The sequence below is a fragment of the Bacillus sp. ILBB4 genome (assembly GCF_035064545.1).
Lineage (GTDB): Bacteria > Bacillota > Bacilli > Bacillales > Bacillaceae_H > Priestia.
The window spans coordinates 127,616-146,063 of record NZ_JAIQVD010000004.1 but is presented as its reverse complement, the minus strand read 5'-3'; the positions used below and the strand labels follow the sequence as shown (position 1 = coordinate 146,063).

At 35.3% G+C, this 18,448-nt stretch carries 23 protein-coding genes; 18 read left to right on the top strand and 5 right to left on the bottom strand.

Features of this window, described 5'->3' with window-relative positions; translation table 11 throughout:
• Nucleotides 1–83 precede the first annotated feature (83 nt).
• From LAV82_RS17800 to LAV82_RS17780, 5 genes are all read left to right on the top strand, one after another.
• A complete protein-coding gene (locus tag LAV82_RS17800) occupies nt 84–356 on the top strand; it encodes a hypothetical protein (RefSeq protein ID WP_499716607.1) in 273 nt (90 codons plus the stop codon).
• A gap of 16 nt (nt 357–372) precedes the next feature.
• A complete protein-coding gene (locus LAV82_RS17795) occupies nt 373–819 on the top strand; it encodes a hypothetical protein (RefSeq protein WP_499716606.1) in 447 nt (148 codons plus the stop codon).
• Nucleotides 816–1,265 carry a hypothetical protein gene (locus LAV82_RS17790; RefSeq protein ID WP_499716605.1) on the top strand — a complete coding sequence of 150 codons (450 nt, stop codon included), beginning with the start codon at nt 816–818 and terminating at the stop codon, nt 1,263–1,265. The genes LAV82_RS17795 and LAV82_RS17790 overlap by 4 nt, the downstream gene beginning before the upstream one ends.
• Nucleotides 1,266–2,107: 842 nt before the next feature.
• Nucleotides 2,108–2,293, top strand: coding sequence for a hypothetical protein (locus tag LAV82_RS17785; RefSeq protein ID WP_499716604.1), 186 nt, complete (start codon nt 2,108–2,110; stop codon nt 2,291–2,293).
• Nucleotides 2,290–2,550 carry a hypothetical protein gene (locus LAV82_RS17780; RefSeq protein WP_499716603.1) on the top strand — a complete coding sequence of 87 codons (261 nt, stop codon included), beginning with the start codon at nt 2,290–2,292 and terminating at the stop codon, nt 2,548–2,550. Before LAV82_RS17785 ends, LAV82_RS17780 begins: the two co-directional genes overlap by 4 nt.
• Nucleotides 2,551–2,620: 70 nt before the next feature.
• On the opposite strand, the gene LAV82_RS17775 is transcribed toward LAV82_RS17780, so the two are convergent.
• Nucleotides 2,621–2,902, bottom strand: coding sequence for a hypothetical protein (locus LAV82_RS17775; protein ID WP_499716602.1), 282 nt, complete (start codon nt 2,900–2,902; stop codon nt 2,621–2,623).
• Nucleotides 2,903–3,367: 465 nt separating this feature from the next.
• On the opposite strand from LAV82_RS17775, the gene LAV82_RS17770 reads away from it, so the two are divergent.
• The 10 genes from LAV82_RS17770 (at nt 3,368) to LAV82_RS17725 (ending at nt 9,061) form a co-directional block, all read left to right on the top strand.
• Nucleotides 3,368–3,697: a hypothetical protein gene (locus LAV82_RS17770; RefSeq protein ID WP_499716601.1), complete on the top strand. Its 330-nt coding sequence runs from the start codon at nt 3,368–3,370 to the stop codon at nt 3,695–3,697.
• 129 nt (nt 3,698–3,826) lie between these two features.
• Nucleotides 3,827–4,642: a protein-glutamine gamma-glutamyltransferase gene (locus LAV82_RS17765; protein WP_013057144.1), complete on the top strand. Its 816-nt coding sequence runs from the start codon at nt 3,827–3,829 to the stop codon at nt 4,640–4,642.
• Nucleotides 4,643–5,074: 432 nt separating this feature from the next.
• On the top strand, nt 5,075–5,548 hold the full coding sequence (locus LAV82_RS17760; protein WP_499716600.1) for a DinB family protein: 474 nt from the start codon (nt 5,075–5,077) through the stop codon (nt 5,546–5,548).
• Between the two features lie 133 nt (nt 5,549–5,681).
• Nucleotides 5,682–5,897 (top strand): DUF378 domain-containing protein, encoded by a 216-nt coding sequence (locus LAV82_RS17755; RefSeq protein ID WP_013057146.1) that lies wholly within the window; start codon nt 5,682–5,684, stop codon nt 5,895–5,897.
• A 133-nt stretch (nt 5,898–6,030) separates the two neighbouring features.
• Nucleotides 6,031–6,216, top strand: a complete 186-nt coding sequence (locus LAV82_RS17750; RefSeq protein WP_013057147.1) for a hypothetical protein — start codon at nt 6,031–6,033, stop codon at nt 6,214–6,216.
• 15 nt (nt 6,217–6,231) lie between these two features.
• A complete protein-coding gene (locus LAV82_RS17745) occupies nt 6,232–6,510 on the top strand; it encodes a hypothetical protein (protein WP_013083263.1) in 279 nt (92 codons plus the stop codon).
• A gap of 100 nt (nt 6,511–6,610) precedes the next feature.
• Nucleotides 6,611–7,417, top strand: a complete 807-nt coding sequence (locus LAV82_RS17740) for a cobalamin-binding protein (RefSeq protein ID WP_013057149.1) — start codon at nt 6,611–6,613, stop codon at nt 7,415–7,417.
• An 18-nt stretch (nt 7,418–7,435) separates the two neighbouring features.
• On the top strand, nt 7,436–7,861 hold the full coding sequence (gene fabZ / locus LAV82_RS17735) for a 3-hydroxyacyl-ACP dehydratase FabZ (protein ID WP_013057150.1): 426 nt from the start codon (nt 7,436–7,438) through the stop codon (nt 7,859–7,861).
• 126 nt (nt 7,862–7,987) lie between these two features.
• Nucleotides 7,988–8,263, top strand: coding sequence for a hypothetical protein (locus LAV82_RS17730; RefSeq protein WP_211079657.1), 276 nt, complete (start codon nt 7,988–7,990; stop codon nt 8,261–8,263).
• Between the two features lie 177 nt (nt 8,264–8,440).
• Nucleotides 8,441–9,061, top strand: a complete 621-nt coding sequence (locus LAV82_RS17725; protein WP_499716599.1) for an NUDIX hydrolase — start codon at nt 8,441–8,443, stop codon at nt 9,059–9,061.
• A 35-nt stretch (nt 9,062–9,096) separates the two neighbouring features.
• Here LAV82_RS17725 and LAV82_RS17720 read toward each other — a convergent pair whose 3' ends face one another.
• Nucleotides 9,097–9,741, bottom strand: a complete 645-nt coding sequence (locus LAV82_RS17720) for an SDR family oxidoreductase (RefSeq protein WP_013057153.1) — start codon at nt 9,739–9,741, stop codon at nt 9,097–9,099.
• Between the two features lie 411 nt (nt 9,742–10,152).
• On the opposite strand from LAV82_RS17720, the gene LAV82_RS17715 reads away from it, so the two are divergent.
• Nucleotides 10,153–11,664 carry a class I adenylate-forming enzyme family protein gene (locus LAV82_RS17715; protein ID WP_029321906.1) on the top strand — a complete coding sequence of 504 codons (1,512 nt, stop codon included), beginning with the start codon at nt 10,153–10,155 and terminating at the stop codon, nt 11,662–11,664.
• Between the two features lie 35 nt (nt 11,665–11,699).
• Here the strand turns inward: LAV82_RS17715 and LAV82_RS17710 are convergent, their stop codons facing one another.
• Nucleotides 11,700–12,158 carry a MarR family winged helix-turn-helix transcriptional regulator gene (locus LAV82_RS17710; protein ID WP_013057155.1) on the bottom strand — a complete coding sequence of 153 codons (459 nt, stop codon included), beginning with the start codon at nt 12,156–12,158 and terminating at the stop codon, nt 11,700–11,702.
• A gap of 400 nt (nt 12,159–12,558) precedes the next feature.
• Here LAV82_RS17710 and LAV82_RS17705 point away from each other — a divergent pair, with 400 nt between their 5' ends.
• Nucleotides 12,559–13,521, top strand: a complete 963-nt coding sequence (locus LAV82_RS17705; protein WP_211080197.1) for a VanW family protein — start codon at nt 12,559–12,561, stop codon at nt 13,519–13,521.
• 43 nt (nt 13,522–13,564) lie between these two features.
• Here the strand turns inward: LAV82_RS17705 and mbcS are convergent, their stop codons facing one another.
• Nucleotides 13,565–15,145 (bottom strand): acyl-CoA synthetase MbcS, encoded by a 1,581-nt coding sequence (gene mbcS, locus LAV82_RS17700; RefSeq protein ID WP_499716598.1) that lies wholly within the window; start codon nt 15,143–15,145, stop codon nt 13,565–13,567.
• A gap of 155 nt (nt 15,146–15,300) precedes the next feature.
• On the bottom strand, nt 15,301–15,999 hold the full coding sequence (locus tag LAV82_RS17695) for a hypothetical protein (protein ID WP_211080199.1): 699 nt from the start codon (nt 15,997–15,999) through the stop codon (nt 15,301–15,303).
• A gap of 1,501 nt (nt 16,000–17,500) precedes the next feature.
• Between LAV82_RS17695 and LAV82_RS17690 the strand changes: the two genes are divergently transcribed.
• Nucleotides 17,501–18,436, top strand: coding sequence for a 3'-5' exonuclease (locus tag LAV82_RS17690; protein ID WP_499716597.1), 936 nt, complete (start codon nt 17,501–17,503; stop codon nt 18,434–18,436).
• The last annotated feature ends 12 nt before the right edge of the window (nt 18,437–18,448 follow it).

Below are 18,448 nucleotides of genomic sequence, written 5' to 3'. Positions count from 1 at the left end.
TTACTGGCTGTATGCTTTGCGTTGACTGCTTTTTAAAATATAATGTATAGTAAAAATATACTGTATATTTCAAGGTGATTCCAATGAGATTTTTGATTGAGTATAAGGATTTTAAAACGAAAGAAGAAAATAACTTTTCCTTGCAATTATTAGATACTTTTTTAAATGAACATTTAATAGGAGAGTTCCATGGAAGCACATTTGAGTGCATTTTGATCCGTTTTATAAACAATCCTACCTCTAAGAAGAAGTACAAATTACGTGTTCTCTATGAAAATATAGCCGAAATTGAGTTGCCTGGAAATTTTAACAATAACAAAAATCTTAATAGTGGATTTCTTAACAGGCCTACATAGAGTTGAAGAGGCTATTATGTTAGTTAAAACTATAAAACTAAAGTCAGAACTCGACTTTAGTGAAGACAAGCTTCTATTAGAATTTCAACAATCGATAAAAAATGCACCACGTACACTCAAGGAGCTAAAGACATATTTCAAGAAGCAAAAGCAAACAGTTCAAAATAACTGGGCTAAACTAGCTGACCTTTCAATGAAAAGATCTTTGTCTAATCCAAAACCGCTAACAAAGCCGTTAATAACAATTAGTATTTCTGCTCCTATGGAGGAAACAGAACCCGATTACATCTTTATATACACTGAAATTTTCAGTAACCTTCTTAGAAAATCAGAAGTGATGCTGCCGGGTTATAGTCATATCTTTATACATTTAGCGGACACATTAGTAGAAGCAAAACAAGAATTTACTCCAAATCCCCATGGAAAAGATGCATTTTCGATAATAGATACTAAAAATATGTGACAAGTGATAACGAAACTAAATCAAATATGATGTTTAATAGCGTAGTTTCCGCACTAAGAAGCATTACGGAGTTTGATTACTTAGAAGAGCATAAAATAGAATCTGTTATTGGAAAAATAAAAGAAGAAGGTATCGACATTGAGCTCACATACTTTGCGAAACAAAATGAGAAGTATTTAGCCGAGGTCATTTATACAGTTCCTAAATCTCATCTTACAAACGCTCCATTTAAACTACGTGTTACAGACCTTAATTCTAACTTTGTTAAAACTACAAAAATAGATGATATTAATTTGTTTTGGTGCCCGTATAGCTTTGGAAGCATAAGTATAAAAAAAGATTCAGTTGTTATTAAGGGGAGAAAGAGCCAAAGAGCAGAGATTTCAAGGAGAGCTGACAAATTACCGGATAAATACACTTTTAACATTAAAGATATGTTCATTTAGCTTTTTATGTTAGAAATAAAATTTACAAACAGGAACACAATAGTAGTAAAGATGCCCGTTCTTATTTCCAATTTTGTACAAATATCTTATACCCTGAAAACAAAACAAGCTGCGCATTTAAAATGCCAGCTTGTTTTGTTTGGCTTCGTATTCTTTAAAAACGATTAATATCGTCACCTAGTATATCTCCATACTGTGCTCTTGTTCTTCGAAATGTCTTACAATCCGTTCTTTTACTGCAGTAAATTCTTAACTAAGTAGAGCTTTAATATAAGCTGCTTAGAATACCCTTTGAATAGTCTGATGAACGTTTAAACGATCTCGATAAGAGAAAGTTGACCATTTAATAGTCAAGACAGAGGTGAAGAACTAGAGTAGAAAAGCTTTAAAAAAGTATTATTAATCGCTTTAATTGTAGTTATAGCTATATTATTACGTTTTATTAGTTAATTTATTATTGTAATTTTAAGTAAAAAAATCACTTGTAGGAGAAAAAACTAAATAACACTATTCAGTATGAATATTGCTCTTTGCAAGCAGCAATTCTATAGACCACAAGTTGGGGTTTCGTTATTGTTATAAGACCATAAACCACAATTATGGATTAAACCTTATATAGGCTAGTATCCCAGCTTAATTCCTTCCTTTTAGGCGTATGTGAGGTAAAATATCTTTTGCATCTAGTGTTTAGAATCTTCAATAGTGTTATTTAAAACTCTTAGTTCAATAAGACATTTTACAAAATAACCCATAATATTCTATTTTTTGTGCTATAGTGATAAATTAATAGGTTTTATAGAGGATATAAAGCCTATAATCTTATAATGAAACGGGGAAATGATGTGAAAAGAGTAACGCGAGTAGCACTAGCCGGAGTAATTACATTAGGTGGTTTAGGAATAGGATCCGTCGCAAATATCCCATTGGTTCCAAATGGGATATTCAAGAAGCTGATGCCGCTTCATCATACGATGTATCAGTTAACTCAATTAAGACAAATTGGACAAAAGAAGAACCAATCATTATGAAGTTTATTAACCATAATTCATTTGAGGTACGACTTGTTGGTCAATTGCAGCATTTAGAGAATGGTAAATGGGTGAACGTGCAATCTGCATCCCAATGGTATGCAGTCTCTGGAGAGAAATTTGGAACGAGTTTTAAAGTTGATACTAATGGCACATACCGTTATAAGCTTGCTGTATATCACATAACCAAACCGCTAACAAATTATGATGGAACTTTCGCTGGAAACCTTTATAGCAGCACCTTTGACGTGAAATGATCAAGTTTTTTGATACAGTTATAAATAAAAAGGACTCGATTAGACATCAAGACCTTTTTTGCTTATGTGCTTATTCAGTAGCATTAATAGTCTGTCTTAAATTATCGGCCCTATAATACTCTTTGCCATTGAACGTATGTAAAGTTAACTGTTTCTCAAACTGATCAAGAAAGTCCTGAACATCCTTTTTTCTATTGCCCAGAACACTGCTTAATTCATCTTTAAAGACGAATAGAATCCCTTTATACATTTTAGGATTGATTCCATTGCCAGATTTAACTTTTATATTTTCTAATACATAGTGGCCTACTGTCCTTAAGGATGCTACAACAATAGGACCAAGCGTGAACAAATCTATGCATTTCCCCCCTTTTATTACATTTCACAGTACGATACAACAGATAAAGGAGAAAAATATTATAAATATATCTCTAAACTATCAAAAGGAAATCTCGTTTGTTTTATTAGTTTGCTTTAGCTTTTTATTAACTAAAGTAGTTGTATTAAATCTTTTTCAAAAAATACATTGCTCAGAGATAGAAAGGAAGAGATTGAAATAAAAATTAAAAAAACAAAGTTATTAAACATATTAGGACTTTTATTAATAATGAGCGCTACGCTTTATACAGCTGGCTACATAAAATCACTTTATACTTTTATAGCACTATATGCTGTAGGTATGACTTAATTTTAACTATAGGAATTGTATCTAGAAAAGGGCGTTAATTGTTTTAGGGAGTTTAAAGTACTTAAATTTACTTTTTTATAAGCTTAACGAAGATTCTGGAGTGAAAATTTTATAAGAAAGAGGGAAGTAATGGACGTTCAAAAGGTAGCAAACTTTTTTTTGATTTTTATCTTAATTGCAGCAGGCATTTCATTGATAATTGGCTTTGTTGTTGCTGTGAGAAGTACAAACTATAAGAAGGGATATATAAGTACTTTTATATTCAGTGTTTTCTTTTTAATACTTATTGTGAGCTGGTATGATAAAGCATCTTCAAACGTTTTTATGGGGACAATACCTTGGATTTTAAATGTTATTGCCGTCATTATTGTATTACCACTGTACGTGTTAGTTGCTCGCTTTATATTTAAAAAGGTTACAAAAGGACAAAAAGGAACAAAGGAAAAGATTATTGGTTAAATTACTTTCTTTCATCGTTTTTTCTAATCTTCATGATTTTAAATAAATGAAGATACACAAAATCTTTTTTTATCAATATCCTGTTAGAGAAAGTGATTGATATCATTTTCTGTAAAGGAGAGAACGTCTATGATTAAAGTTAACCAACAAATTGTGAAAATAAGTGATCTAAATAATAGTTCGTTAACAAAAGAAAAAGCAGACATTTTAAAACAGATGGATGCCTATAGGGAAGTGTATGAGTATGCTACATTTGACCAGCTTGATTTTGATGTATCTGTTAAATTACAAATTATTGAATCGTCTGTGTTGCTGCGTAAAAGCGGTGCCAGGTTTGCTACATTTGCACGTTCTAGGTGTAACGAAAAGTATTGGAAAAGAACCGATAACGGAGGATTTCAGCTACTGCCTACCGTTTCTCCTCATCAGGCCATCGATGATATTTTTTACAACGGACACGAATATGCGTTTGAGTGCGCGACGGCTGTTATCATCATCTTTTACAAAGCTGTATTAAATAATATTGGAAAAGCAAACTTTAACAGGCTTTTTGCTGATCTTTACTTACACGATTGGCAATATGATGAAGATCTTGAGCTCCATGGTTATAAAGGATCTGACTACTTGCCCGGAGACTGTGCGTATTTTAAAAATCCTGATTATAACCCTGATACTCCCCAGTGGAAAGGTGAAAACACAATTGTATTAGATGAAACTCTATATTTTGGTCATGGAATTGGAATTACGACGCGGGAAAGAATTATTGAAGTGTTAAATTTAAAGAGAAAAGACGACGCAAAGCAATCAGCTTACCTGTCAGATGAAATTGTCAGGCTTCACACCGCTCACCTCAGTTATTTTGCAGTTAGATACGAACCCGTTGTTTGGTACGACAGAAACAGCGCTATTATTTCCACTATTGGGTCGATTACGTATGTAGCTTGATTGATCAAAGGTTTGATACTTTGGTCTTTTTTTGTAAAAAGGAAAGAATTACATGAAGGTAAATTTGAGAATTCAAAAGGATTTTATGTATAAAAGAAGAATCCATTTAATACACAGGTCTTAAAACTAAAAGGAAAGGAGGAGATTCCCATTAAAAATCGTGATAAAAGACGCAAGAGAAAACGCGGCGCATTAAAAGATTATCTAAAAAATAAGCTAGGTCAGCTAAAACCGAAGCCAAACAAAGGACCTGTCTCAAATTTGAAGTCTTCTGCTTAAAACATCCCCCTAGTTTTTATATAGGGGGATGTTTCTTTTGAGTTTTCTTTTATTTTCAGGTTTAAATGTTATGAGTGGCATTTAAGGGATAATTTGTGCACAATAGACATTGAATAGTTTATCTAATACGACAACGTAAGGAGAGATTAGACGATGGAAAACATGATTTTAAAACATATGGACGTTGTAAGAGGAATTACGATTAGTATCCTCGAAAAAACAATAGAAGAGGCAGCGGACATCACACCAAAAGGATTCAATAACAATATCCGCTGGAATCTTGGACACATTGCCTTTATTCAAGAAAAACTTGTGTTTGGCTTAGCTGGTGAAGCGATGCAAACGCCCGAGAGTTATGAAAGCCTTTTCGGCGCAGGAACAAAACCTGCCGATTGGACGGAGGCTGCTCCTTCTCTTGAAGAAATTGCGAATGTGTTGAAAGATCAAGCACATCGTATTAAAGAGTTCATGCCTCAGCAGTTTGACAAACAGTTGATCACACCTTTTACAAACAAAGCGGGCATCAACTTTACAACAGTTGGTGAAACGTTTTTATTCAGCTTTTATCACGAAGCGATGCATGTAGAAACGATTAAGCAAATTGGGAAAGCAGCAGCTGCACAATAAGGAAATAAAAAAGAATAAATCACATATTCTTTATAACTATTTTACATAGCGCCTATGCATATACTGATCTATACAGCGCATAAGATGTAACATGAGCTGCTTTTCCTAATGCAGTTCGCAAGGAGGTGACAACGTGAAATTTCTTTCAGGTTTAACGACTCTTCTTGTGATTTTAGGCGGTTTAAATTGGTTAGCTGTAGCATTAGGCGTGAATGTAGTAGAAGAGCTATTTGGCTCTTGGGATTGGTTAGTAACAACGATTTATTGGTTAGTTGGCCTGTCTGCTCTTTATCAAATTTTTGATAAGTTCTTCGGAACGGGAGCGAGTGTCAAAAGCAAAGCGCTATAATAAATATTATTTTTTATTATCTCTTTAGGGAGTTTGAATGTATATTCAAACTCCCTTTTTCATGGATAAAAGACGTGACATCCTTACAAAATACGGTAAAATAAGGTAATAACTAAAAAATAGGAGGAATGAGATGGAGCTTTGGGGTGTAGTACCTATCTTAGTGTTTGGAGTTCTTTATATAGGAATCATTGCTGGTATTATAGCTGTTATCGTTATAGTTTTAAAGCGAATGAAAGAGAGAAATCAATATTTACGTGACATACGGGATGAACTGAGAAATCAAAACAGAGCAACTATAGCAGAAAATAAAGAATAGAAGAGGGTTTAATAGATGAAGAAAAGTGTACTTCCTATATTTTTTATCGTAAATCTTTTTTTTATTTACTGTTTATTATTTAATCAAGGATACATCTTTCAGCTAAAGAATCTACCTTACATATGGGCTATTTATTTACTTCTTGGCACCTGTTTAGCTTTTTATTATATGCTGCGATACAAACAAAAAAAAGACGGACAGGTGTTGCTTTCAATCGGCATTTTAACTACAAGCATTAGTTCACTTGGCTGTTTAGGTTTCTTTTACTTCTTTTATCACGCGATGGGCGGATAAGAGAGAGCACCACAATCAGGGACTTCAGTGAAAGTCTCTGCTTTTTATATTTGGATCTATTGTATAATAGAAAAAAAGAAATGAATGCAGGAGGGGAACTATGCGAATTGTTTCGCTTTGTCCAAGCAATACAGAACTAATAGCGTATTTAAAATGTGAGCATTTGCTCGTAGCAATAGATGATTATTCCGATTGGCCGCAGTCTATTCAAGGTCTGCCGCGTTTAGGTCCCGATTTATCTATTAATATGGACGCGGTGGAAGAAGCTAAACCCGATTTAGTCCTAGCATCACTAAGCGTTCCTGGAATGGAGCGAAATATTGAAGAACTAAAAAAACGAAAGCTTCCTTATGTCGTATATAATCCTAATTCGCTAGAAGATATCCGTCAAAATCTACAGGATTTAGGTCAGCGATTAAACATTGAAACAAAAGCAGCTGAACTGTTAAAGCGTTATGATCAGTTTCTTTCTACATATAAAGGGATTGCAAATCAAATTGATGAAAAAGCCACTGTATACTGGGAATGGTGGCCAAAACCTGTCTTTACTCCTGGCAAAGCAAACTGGCTGACTGAAATTAGTGAGTTAGCGGGAGGAGAAAATATATTTGCTGATCATAAAGAAGCAAATGTACAGAGTGATTGGGAAGAAGTGCTCAAACGAAATCCACTTCATGTGTGTTTGGCTTGGGTGGGCGTACAGACAAACAAAGTGAATCCAACGATTTTACACAAGAGACCGAACTGGTCTGACATGTCTGCCATAAAAGAACATCGCGTATATGTACTAGAAGAATGGCTGTATTGTCGTCCTTCACCTAGGTTGCTGTTAGGGTTAAAAAAACTCGCGCCGCTTCTTCATCCAGATACGTTTCCTGCATTTGACGGTAAGGACCCCTTATTATAAGAAAAAGGAGCGATACATATGAAAGATATAAAACAAATAAAACATACCCTTCAACACCGCTATCCTTTTTTACTTGTTGATCGCATCTTAGAGCAAGAAGAAGGAAAGCTTGCGGTAGGAATCAAACAAGTAACAGCAAATGAACCTTTTTTCAAAGGCCACTTTCCCGACTATATGGTAATGCCAGGGGTACTTATTGTAGAAGCTCTTGCTCAGCTCGGTGGATTTGCCATGGCTGCGGATGACCAACAAAAAGGAAGACTTGCTTTTTTAGCAGGAATAGACGAATGTCGTTTTAAGCGTCAAGTAAGGCCAGGAGATACACTGCGTTTAGAATTTGAGGTTCTCAAGCAGCGCGGAAAGATTGTAAGAGGAAAAGGAAAAGCATTTGTAGACAGCGAGTTAGCTTGTGAAGCGGTCATTACCTTTGCTCTTGATATATAAAAGCAAGTGTATTGAAGGAAACCGCTTTATGGCATAAGGGCTTTTTTTGTAAATACCTTAGTCAAACTTCCTTTTGATGAAAGAAGAAACGGGGTATAGAAGAAAAAAGGGAGAGGGGAGAATGCGGTGAGAACATTAACGGAAGTTGTTGTATTACTCACACTATTGGGTACGTATATAGGCATCTCACTACTTGTCTACAAACGGAAAAGAACGAATCCGTTTTTCTACAGTATTTACTTTTATTTAGCTACCAGTGTCATTTTGATTTGCTTGGTTATCTTTTGGCTTCAGCTTCGTTTTGGATTCACTGATAAGCAAGTAGGAGGATTGCTTATCAGTGTGGTTGCATTCTTTTTACTTATTTATGGGTTGTTAAAAACAAAACAAAAAGACAGGTAGCCGATGCTATCTGCTTTTATTTATATTCATGTTATATATTTTTATCAATTGGTAGTGTCAATTGAATGGATCTCTTCATATACTAAAGATAACAGCTTTCTTTTGCAGGTTAGTTGACATCGTAGCTTACAACTCGCTATTCTTTTGATAATTCATTTTGTGAAAGGAAGTGGACGTATGGATGCATCCCGTATTATAGCTAAGTTAGAAAATCGGATACCGACAATTCTTGGGATGGAGCAGTTTTCTCGCTTCGGTATTCTTGTTCCGCTTATTGAAAAACAAGGGGAACTACATGTTTTATTTGAGGTAAGAGCGCTCGATTTACGAAGACAGCCCGGAGAAATTTGTTTTCCAGGAGGGCGTGTCGAGAAGACGGATGCAGACGAAAAAGAAACGGCTATCCGTGAAACATCCGAGGAGTTAGGGATTACGCCTGAATCTATTCAGCAAGTACAAGCTTTAGATTATATTGTTTCTCAATTCGGAACAATCATTTATCCTTATGTAGGTTTTATTGATGAGTCGCTTGAACTTCGACCGAATCCTTCGGAAGTAGCAGAAGTATTTACCGTGCCTCTTTCTTTTTTCCAACGTACCGAACCTGATATACACAATATCCATTTGAGGGTAGAACCCGAACATAATTTTCCTTATGACGCGATTATCGGTGGTGAAAATTATAATTGGCAAACAAGAGAGATGGAAGAACATTTTTATTACTATGAAGATCGAGTCATATGGGGACTGACAGCAAAAGTGATTTATCATTTAGTACGTGTATTAAATGATAAATAAAAAGCAGCGAATACGTATTCGCTGCTTTTTTTATATTAAATAGATTGAATAGCCTCTGCGATAGGCGTATCGCCTGAAACTAAATCAAAAGAACGTCCGAATGTATGATCTTCACTTAACGTTTCCACTACCACACGCGCTACATCTTCGCGAGGAATGGATCCGCGCTCTTTGTTCTCCCCAGCATCTACACGTCCTGTTCCTGGTTCGTTTAACAATCCGCCTGGTCGAACAATTGTATATGTTAATCCGCTTGCTTCTAAGATTTTATCCGCGTAATGTTTGGCTACATAGTAAGGAATTAGTGAAGTATTCCAGTTTTCACGGTGATGTGCTTGAAGTGCGCTTACCATCACAAATCGTTTAATACCTAAATCTTCTGCAGCTTCCATCGCTTTTACCGCACCGTCTAAATCAATTAAAAGTGTCTTATCATGGCCTGTATTTCCGCCTGATCCTGCGCTAAAGATAACGGCGTCACAGCCTTTCATCACTTCCTTAATTTCATGTACAGTGCCTTCTAAGCTTGCAAAAGCCGTTTCGATACCTCTTGCCTCAAGTTCTTTTGCTTGTTCTTCTTTACGAACCATCGCACGTACAGTGTGCACATCACTTTCATTCAAAATGTTTACAATATGTTTGCCTACTTGACCATTCGCACCAATTACAAGAACTTTCATGTCTAAATTTGCTCCTTTCAAATCCAAATGCTTATATATTATTGTTTCATATTCACCGTTTTCATTCAATAAATGAGCTCAAAATCCGGTGAATAAGGGGAAAGTAAGAAAATATATTAAAAAAATGAAAAACAAGAAATAAAAACTAATTTACAAACAAAAAAAGGAAAAAAATAGTTCGTTAAACCCAGTGTCTGAACTATTTAAATTTTGTAAAATTTTCTCAAACCCTTGGTAATACAACACTTCTTAAAAACAGTATCTCTTTTAACATTTCCCGATACAACCTATATAAACACATTTTGATAATTTTAAACTTTTACTTCGGAAAAATTTTTTGTTATTATGTTTTAGTCATTAAAATATTCATAAAAGAAATATTTAGTCCGAGCGGACAAAGGAGAGGATAAAATGAACACATTACAATACTTAGTCGCAGAACGTGCAGAGATTTCTCCTCAACATGAAGCACTAGTTGAACATAATGAACGTTATACATTTAATGAATTTCATGAAAAAGTAAATCAATTGTCTCATTACTTCTTAGAGAAAGGAATTCAAAAAGGAGACCGTATTGGTGTTTTAGCTCATACAAGCATTGCTTACCCAGTCGTTACAATGGGGATTTTACAAGTGGGAGCAGTCGTTGTTCCATTAAGTAAGAGCATGACACCTTATGAGCTTGATAGCATTATTACGAGCGGACAGTTAAAAGCGATTATCCACCACAATGAATTTACGTCTGTATTAGAAAAAGCGGAACAAACGGATGGACTTAGTTTTACGTTAAAAATTGAGGATGCAAAAGAATTTACAACTCAATTCTCAGCGTATAACACAAACACGCCAGAAGCACTTCCTGAAGTACTTCCTGAAGATCTAGCATTGATGATGTTCACATCAGGTACAACAGGTAAGTCAAAAGGATGTATGATTGCACACGGATCGGTAAGTGCCTTTTTAAATTCTGGCGGACAGGAAGAACGTGCAAATATTGATAAAAGCATGCGCTATTTGTTTGTTCATCCATTCTTCCACATGAGTTCGATGAGCATTTTATTTATGTGCATTAACACAGGAAACACAATGGTATGTTCTGAAGAAACAGATCCAGCTAAAGTAATTGAAGTAATTGAAAAAGAAAACATTAAAATGCTGTTTGCACTACCACCTGCATTAAAATACATTGTAGAAGAGCTTGAAAAAGGAGATCACTATGATTTCCCTCTAAAACTTGCTGTGTCAGGCGGAACAAAAGTATCAGAGTCTTTAATTGAACAATATGATCGTAACGGAATGATTTTAGCTCAAGGGTACGGAAGCACAGAAGCTTGGATTATCAGTTCATGGCATCCTCAAATGGGATGGAAGAAAGTAAGCTCTGCTGGAAAACCTGCTCCACATGTGGAAGTTAAAATTGTAGACCCCGAAACACGTCAAGAAGTTCCAACTGGAGAAAAAGGTGAAGTACTTGTACGAAGCCCTTATCTATTTAAAGGCTACTGGCAAAACGAAGAAGCAACAAACGCTGTCTTACAAGATGGCTGGCTAGCGATGGGCGATGCAGGTCGATTAGATGAAGACGGATTTCTTTACATTGAAGGACGCTATAAAGATGTAATTGTATATGGAGGAGACAACATCTACCCAGATCAAGTAGAAGAAGTTGTCCTAGCAGCAGATGGTGTGTTAGAAGCGACAGTTGTCGGCATGCCTGATGATGTGTACGGCGAAGTTCCATATGCATTTGTTGTTAAACAAGAAGCATCTGCTTTAACTGAAGAAGATGTAGTGAACTTCTGTAAAGAACGATTAGCACCATATAAAGTGCCAACTGTTGTATTTGTTTCATCACTTCCTAAAAACAGCGTAGGAAAAGTGTTGAAAAACGAAGTGAAAAAACAAGCCTTAGCACACGCATAATAAAAAAGCGGCCTTTATAGCCGCTTTTTTTATATTTATTGCTGTAATTTTTGAGATATTTTTTTCATAATGTGAAAGTATTGATCTCTTTCTTCTTCTGATAAGTGTGAAAGTAAATCTGACCAAAAATCGACACGAGTAGCTTGCAATATTTCGACAACTTTTTCGCCTTTTTCCGTCAGCTCTACCCAAACACTTCGGCGGTTTTGCTTTTTATAAATACGATTCACAAGCTCATCATCTTCTAATTGATTTAATACAATGGTGATAGCACCAGGTGAGAGTCCAAGTACTTTTGTGATATCGCTAACAATACAGCTTTTTTTATCGTGAATGGTCTTTAAGATTGCTTCTTTTGTTGAAGTTAAATGGTAGGGAAGCAAATCATATTTCTCACCGATTACGGTGTTTTTATATTTTAAAAGAGCTTCTTTTACATGATCTATACTTTCTAGCTGATGACTAATCTCTTCTTTGCTATAACGTTCAGTCAAGCGTAAATCCTCCTCATAAAACAAATTCCATTTTTACCATTATACCATGTATAATGCCCATAGAAAAATGAACAACACCGCGAAAATTGTCAGAAAAATTTTAAAATAATTACCATAATTCGTTAAAAAATCCTTGTTTTCGTGCTATTATATATAAGAATAGTAATAACAGGAAACGCATACAACATTTGTTTTCTATTGAGTTCATAAGAAAAAATGGGGTCTATGAACATCATTCCGCTTTACCTCATGTGTTGAACAAAGAAAAAAATATAAAAAATGGTGATTATTCACTTTGGCAGATCGTCTTTTATAGGATGTTTGTATAAAATGAATGTATACATATTTTTATAGAAAAAACATATTGAGGTAAAGCCGAGATATGGGGGGATTCAATTACATGAAGAAAGTCTTAGGAGCGCTTTTGCTTGGCGCTACAATTGTGAGTGCGTTTATTGCGTACAGCATGTATACAAACCATTCTGCAAAGCAAACAGCTGCGATAGAACAAAAACAAGCAGCGAAAAAAGCAGAAAAAAAGACTGAGAAAAAGAAAAAACCAGTTCTTAAAATCGAAGACCTAACGTATCAGCTGAAAGATTCCCGCACAGGAAAAGTAATGAAAGAATTCAAGCCGGTTCATTACAAGGATAAAGACGTATACGACCAAGAAATTAAGCAATTAGCGTCTGAGCTGGCAAAAGGGATCGACACGCCTATGCAAAACATAAAGATGGATGCAAATGGATCGTTAACCGGCGGGTCCAAACAAATCATTTTAAAAGAAGCAGAGCTTGTTAAAAATCTGCAGAACTTAAATACGAAACAATTGGATGTAAAGGTTCCGATTTACGAAACCGCTCCAAATGTAACGGCAGCATCTACTCAAGGGATCGCTGATGTATCGCTAGCTTCGTATTCTACACGTTTTCGTCCAAGTGATACAAGCCGAAACAGAAATGTTCAGCTATCCGCAGAAGCGATTAATAACGTTGTATTAGGTCCAGGAGATTCATTTTCTTATAATCAAACAGTTGGGGAGCGCACAGCAGAAAGAGGCTATCAGCCTGCTCCTGAAATCATCAACAAACAGCTTGTGATGGGAATTGGCGGAGGGATCTGCCAAACATCTTCTACGCTATTCAATGCTATTGACGGCGCTGGTCTTCAAGTGACAGCTAGGTCTCACCATTCAAAACATGTAGGTTATGTACCTGCAGGAAGAGATGCAACCGTATCGTGGGGAGGACCTGATTTTAAGTTCACAAACAACAAAGATTACCCTGTCATCATTAAAGCGTACGCAAACGTAAATACCGGTGTTTTAACGGTAGATGTCCGTACTTCACAGCATGCTATCTAATAAAAAAAGACGTATCCTAACAGATACGTCTTTTTTTCATTTATTATGCTTTTTGTTGCTCGCGTTCACGAAGTTCCACACGTCGAATTTTACCTGAATTAGTTTTTGGCAATTCATCAATAAATTCAATTACGCGAGGATACTTGTAAGGTGCAGTTAAAGTCTTTACGTGATTTTGCAGCTCTTTAATAAACCCTGCATCTGTTGTTTTTACATGATCGACAAGAACAACATACGCTTTTACAACATGGCCGCGATCAGCATCTGGGCTAGCTATAACGGCACACTCTTTCACCGCTGGATGCTTAATTAATGCATCTTCAACTTCAAATGGCCCAATTGTATAGCCGGAACTGATAATGATATCATCTCCGCGTCCTTGGAACCAGTAATAGTTATCTTCATCTTTAGAAGCGCGGTCACCTGTTAAATAGTAGTTTCCTTTATACGTTTTCTCAGTGCGCTCCATGTCTTTATAGTAGTGCTTGAAAAGAGAAGGGAGGTCTCTATGAACGGCAATATCTCCAACTTCTCCAGGCTTACAAGGTTCGCCGTCTTCATTAATGATTTCTACAAATCCTTCAAGCATCGGTTTACCCATTGAACCAATCTTTGTTTTTACACCTTTTAATGTACCGATTAAAAGAGTATTCTCTGTTTGACCGTATCCATCACGTACTTGGATATTAAAATATTTTTTAAACACATTAATCACTTCTTCATTTAGCGGTTCTCCCGCAGATACAGCGCTATGAAGGTGAGATAGGTCAAAACGTTCAAGCTCATCAATTTTAGCCATAAAGCGGTACTCTGTTGGCGTGCAGCACAGTACGTTTACTTTTTCATCCTGTAAAATTTCTAAAAACTTTTTAGGTTCAAAACGTCCGTTATAGATAATGCCTGTTGCACCTTGTCCAAGTACAGATAAAAACGGAGTCCAAATCCATTTCTGCCAACCAGGACCTGCTGTTGCCCATACCGTATCTCCTTTTTTAATATCTAACCATTCAGCAGCTGCGATACGAAGGTGAGCATAAGCCCATCCATGAGTATGAACAACGCCTTTTGGCTGTCCTGTTGTACCAGAAGTATAAGGAAGGAATGCCGTATCATCCTTAGTTGTTTTAGCTGCTTGGAACTGTTCTGATGCATCCGCCGTAAGTGACTCTAAGCGCGTCCATGACGTAACATCAGCACCAAACGTAATTTTATGTTGTAGAGAAGTAGGGAAGTTTTCAATCTTATCGATCTCATTGCAGAAAGGATGGTAAGAAATAATCGCTTTTGCTTCAGCGTGATGTAAACGATATTGGATATCTTTTGCGCGTAATAGTTCTGAAGAAGGAATTACAATAATACCTGCTTTTAAGCATGCTAAGTAAATAGCGTACGATTCAATAAGGCGAGGCGTAATAACTAAAACGTGATCGCCTTTTGTTAAACCTAGCTCTGTTAACCCGTTTGCCACTTTATTGGCTTTTGCTAACAGCTGGTTATATGTAATTTCTTCACGTGCACCGTCAGCGTCCTGCCACTTTAACGCAAGCTGATCGGATGCATGTTTTTCAATTTCCTCTGTTAAGTTGTAATGTTCACTTGGAACTAAATCTTTTAGCTGAATCATAAAAACGACTCCTTATATTATAGATATCAATGATTTTTATCATTACTATTATTATATTGCTAACTATTAGTACTTGCTACTAATTTGTTTTGGGTTTTAGTAAAAAAGCAAAAAAAGACCCGCTTATCTTATTAAGACAGCGGGTATAACGTATGTTATTTAAATAAGCTCCATTTTGTATGAATAGGTACTAGCTCTTCTTCAGACTCGTCCTCTTCGTATAAACCACGTTCTTTTAAATACTCCACAAAATATAAGTCTGCTTCCTTACGTTCATCATAAGGCTTGATCGATAAAACAAACCCTACTTTATGCTGATCTTCATTTTCAACGCCTGAGAGATACGCTTTTACATTATGCTGCAAGAACAGCTCTTTAGCAGGAATAATTAAGTCTTTAACGAACTTTGACAGCAATTCCAGCTCAAAGTCGAAGGTGAACTTAGCAATTTTTTTCAGATCTGCAAATACCACGCCGATAAAACTCGTATTATGTATTTCGTAGTCTTTCGTTTTTTCATCCCACTCAATATGTCCGATTTCCTTTAAGTAATTAATAAAATACCCAATGCCTTCATTGCGGCCAAAAGGCTGTTTAGAAAGGACTAAACCAATCTTCTTGTACTTAGGAAGATACACGCATGAGATAGCGGCTTCAACTTTATGCTGTTGAAATAAGTGCGTTGCCCCTTGAAGCAAGGCATCTAAGACATGATGGGTAATTTTCATTTGCTTACGAGGAAAGTGATATTCATTGCGTGCTAATTCATCTGTATCAGCAAACGTTGATCCAATAAAGCCTGTATTGGATAGGGTAGGAGGGAGCTTCTTTCTTTTTCTTTTTCGTACCGTCATTCAAAAACACTCCTTGTGATCATCAATACGATAAAAATAAAACGAACATATGTTCTTATCTAATGATACAAAAAATGTGTCGAAAAGTAAAGAGAAGTTAACGGAGAATTTGAAATTTTATAATAAAAGTAACTAAGGTTTCTAAAACATAGCGGTTAGTAGAAGTTAAAGAGGAGAGGGAGAGCAAAAAATAAAAGGCTGCAGATGAAAAGCATCCACAGCCTTTTATATATTCATTAACGAGCTTCTGTTAAAGCTACCATATCTTCATCATCTAAATCGATATCTACGTGACAATCCATTGTATGAATTGTTTTATCTTCATGATTTCCATAATAAATTGTAATGTTCATGAGTATCGCTCCTTTAAAACTGGATAATGACATCCAATTTATACCCTCATCTATTTGTTTAATATTATACCCGATGAAAAAGGAAACTACAACTAAAATCACTAAAAAGCTGATAAGAAAGGGGTTTTCAATGATTTTAACAAGGAATCAGATAGAATAAAAATACTAATTACTGTATTTTATTACAGAAAATACGAGGTTTTGACTTTTGTAAATGAATAAAAATCCATTAAATGCAAACATATGTACTAAATGAAAAATATACGTTCTGTAGCAAATAAATCCTTAAAATATTAAACGTAAACAGATTTTATCAATTTGCAAAGAGTTCATTGAGAATACGATGAGAAAAAATAAATGAGTATAAAATCTAAATCCTACAAGTAACTCATTTATTTTTCAAAATCTATAAATATAAGTCGAACTGATCAAACTTAAAAACAATCTGGTGAAATCAATATGCATTCTATAAAATCATATCCAGATTTGTTCAATTAGAACAAATCTTACTGATAATTAGTTTAGTGAGTTAAATTAAATAAACACAAACCCTATCTCATTTTTAAATTCCGTCTCACTATCACAAGTATACTTTTGTAATGAGACGGAATTTACGTTTTATCTATTGGTTCCTAGAATATATATTATGTAAACTAGAAAAAGAAATAAAATCATTGCGGTCTCCCTTGCTCTTAGACCCTTGGAATACATATCACCTATTGCTTTGTCTTGGTTACTCGTTTGCTTGCTTTAAGGCTTTATCGAGAATTCCTATAAGAAAATAATCGCTCACTTGATTTGAATGACCTTACATTTTCAAGTGTACGTCGTTTTGTATAGAATTAAGTAATTAATCATCGAAACGTTACAACGTCGTATATCAAGCCACTTACGCAATATTGCTTAAAAGAAAATTATATGAAGTCAGACTTCACTGCTAATATCCAAGCGCCAAAATCAGACAAAGAACTTCCTGTTTATATGTCCTTCGAAGAGCTTCAAAAACTTTTCCGCTACCTAGAAACTGATAAGAGTCCCCTAGCCTTTTGAAATAATCCATTGTTATCCTCGGGATTTGGAATTTATTAGTTCTTCCTCTTTCACACCTATTCCCTTATAATAACCTGTTAGAGAGAGGAGCATAGAATATGGCAGATGTAAAACAATTTATCTTTTTTGATTTTGAAATGCTGTGTTCAAACAAAGGAATGCCGTTTGAAGATATGGAAGCAATTCGGCTCGGCGCGGTGAAGTACAATATCGAGACAGAAGACATTGAGTTTTTTGATCGTTATATTCAACCTACAAAACGAGTGTCCTTAAGCCGCTTTTGCAAAGAGTTAACCGGTATTAACGATACTGATTTAGTCGGTGCAAGTAATTTTAAAAATGTTTTTGAAGACTTTTTAACCTGGATTGGCGGAATTAAAAAATCCCGTTTTTTCTCCTGGTCTACCAGCGATTTATCTCGTTTAAAAATAGATGCGGCAAAGCACGAAATCTCTCTTGCTACTATAAAGAAAATAGAACAGCGTTATGTTGATTTTCAAGCAATTTTTACAAAGCGTGTTTCTAAAAATAACGTATCAGTAGAAAATGGGTTAGCTTTATATAATTTGCAGTTTGAGGGTAAAAAGCACAATCCGATGTATGATGCGTATAACACTCTTCGCATATACCTAAGCTTTTTGAACGAGCCAGTGCAGTCTGATTTCATTATGATAAAGCAATTTATTCTGGAAGAAGTGCCGCAGAACATTAAAGAAATGAATGCAGCGCTTAGAACTATCATACAAAAAGACCTCCACATATTTGCGGAAGAGTTAAATGAAATGTATAAAATGAAAGATGCGGTAAAAATTATAAAGAGAACTCAAAGAATCGTTAAAAAATACGAAAATATTCTTATCAATCGCTCTGGTATGTTTTCAGAGGAAAATAGTTTTTATGTCGGTCTTTTACTGGATTTTTATCATAATTTGTTGCTTTGTTATAATGAACATCTCGAATATTCATCGAAAATTATCATTTTAGATGAGAGCACTCTACACCCTTTAAACCAGCTTTCTTTAAAGAGAGGATGAAAATCCGTTCTC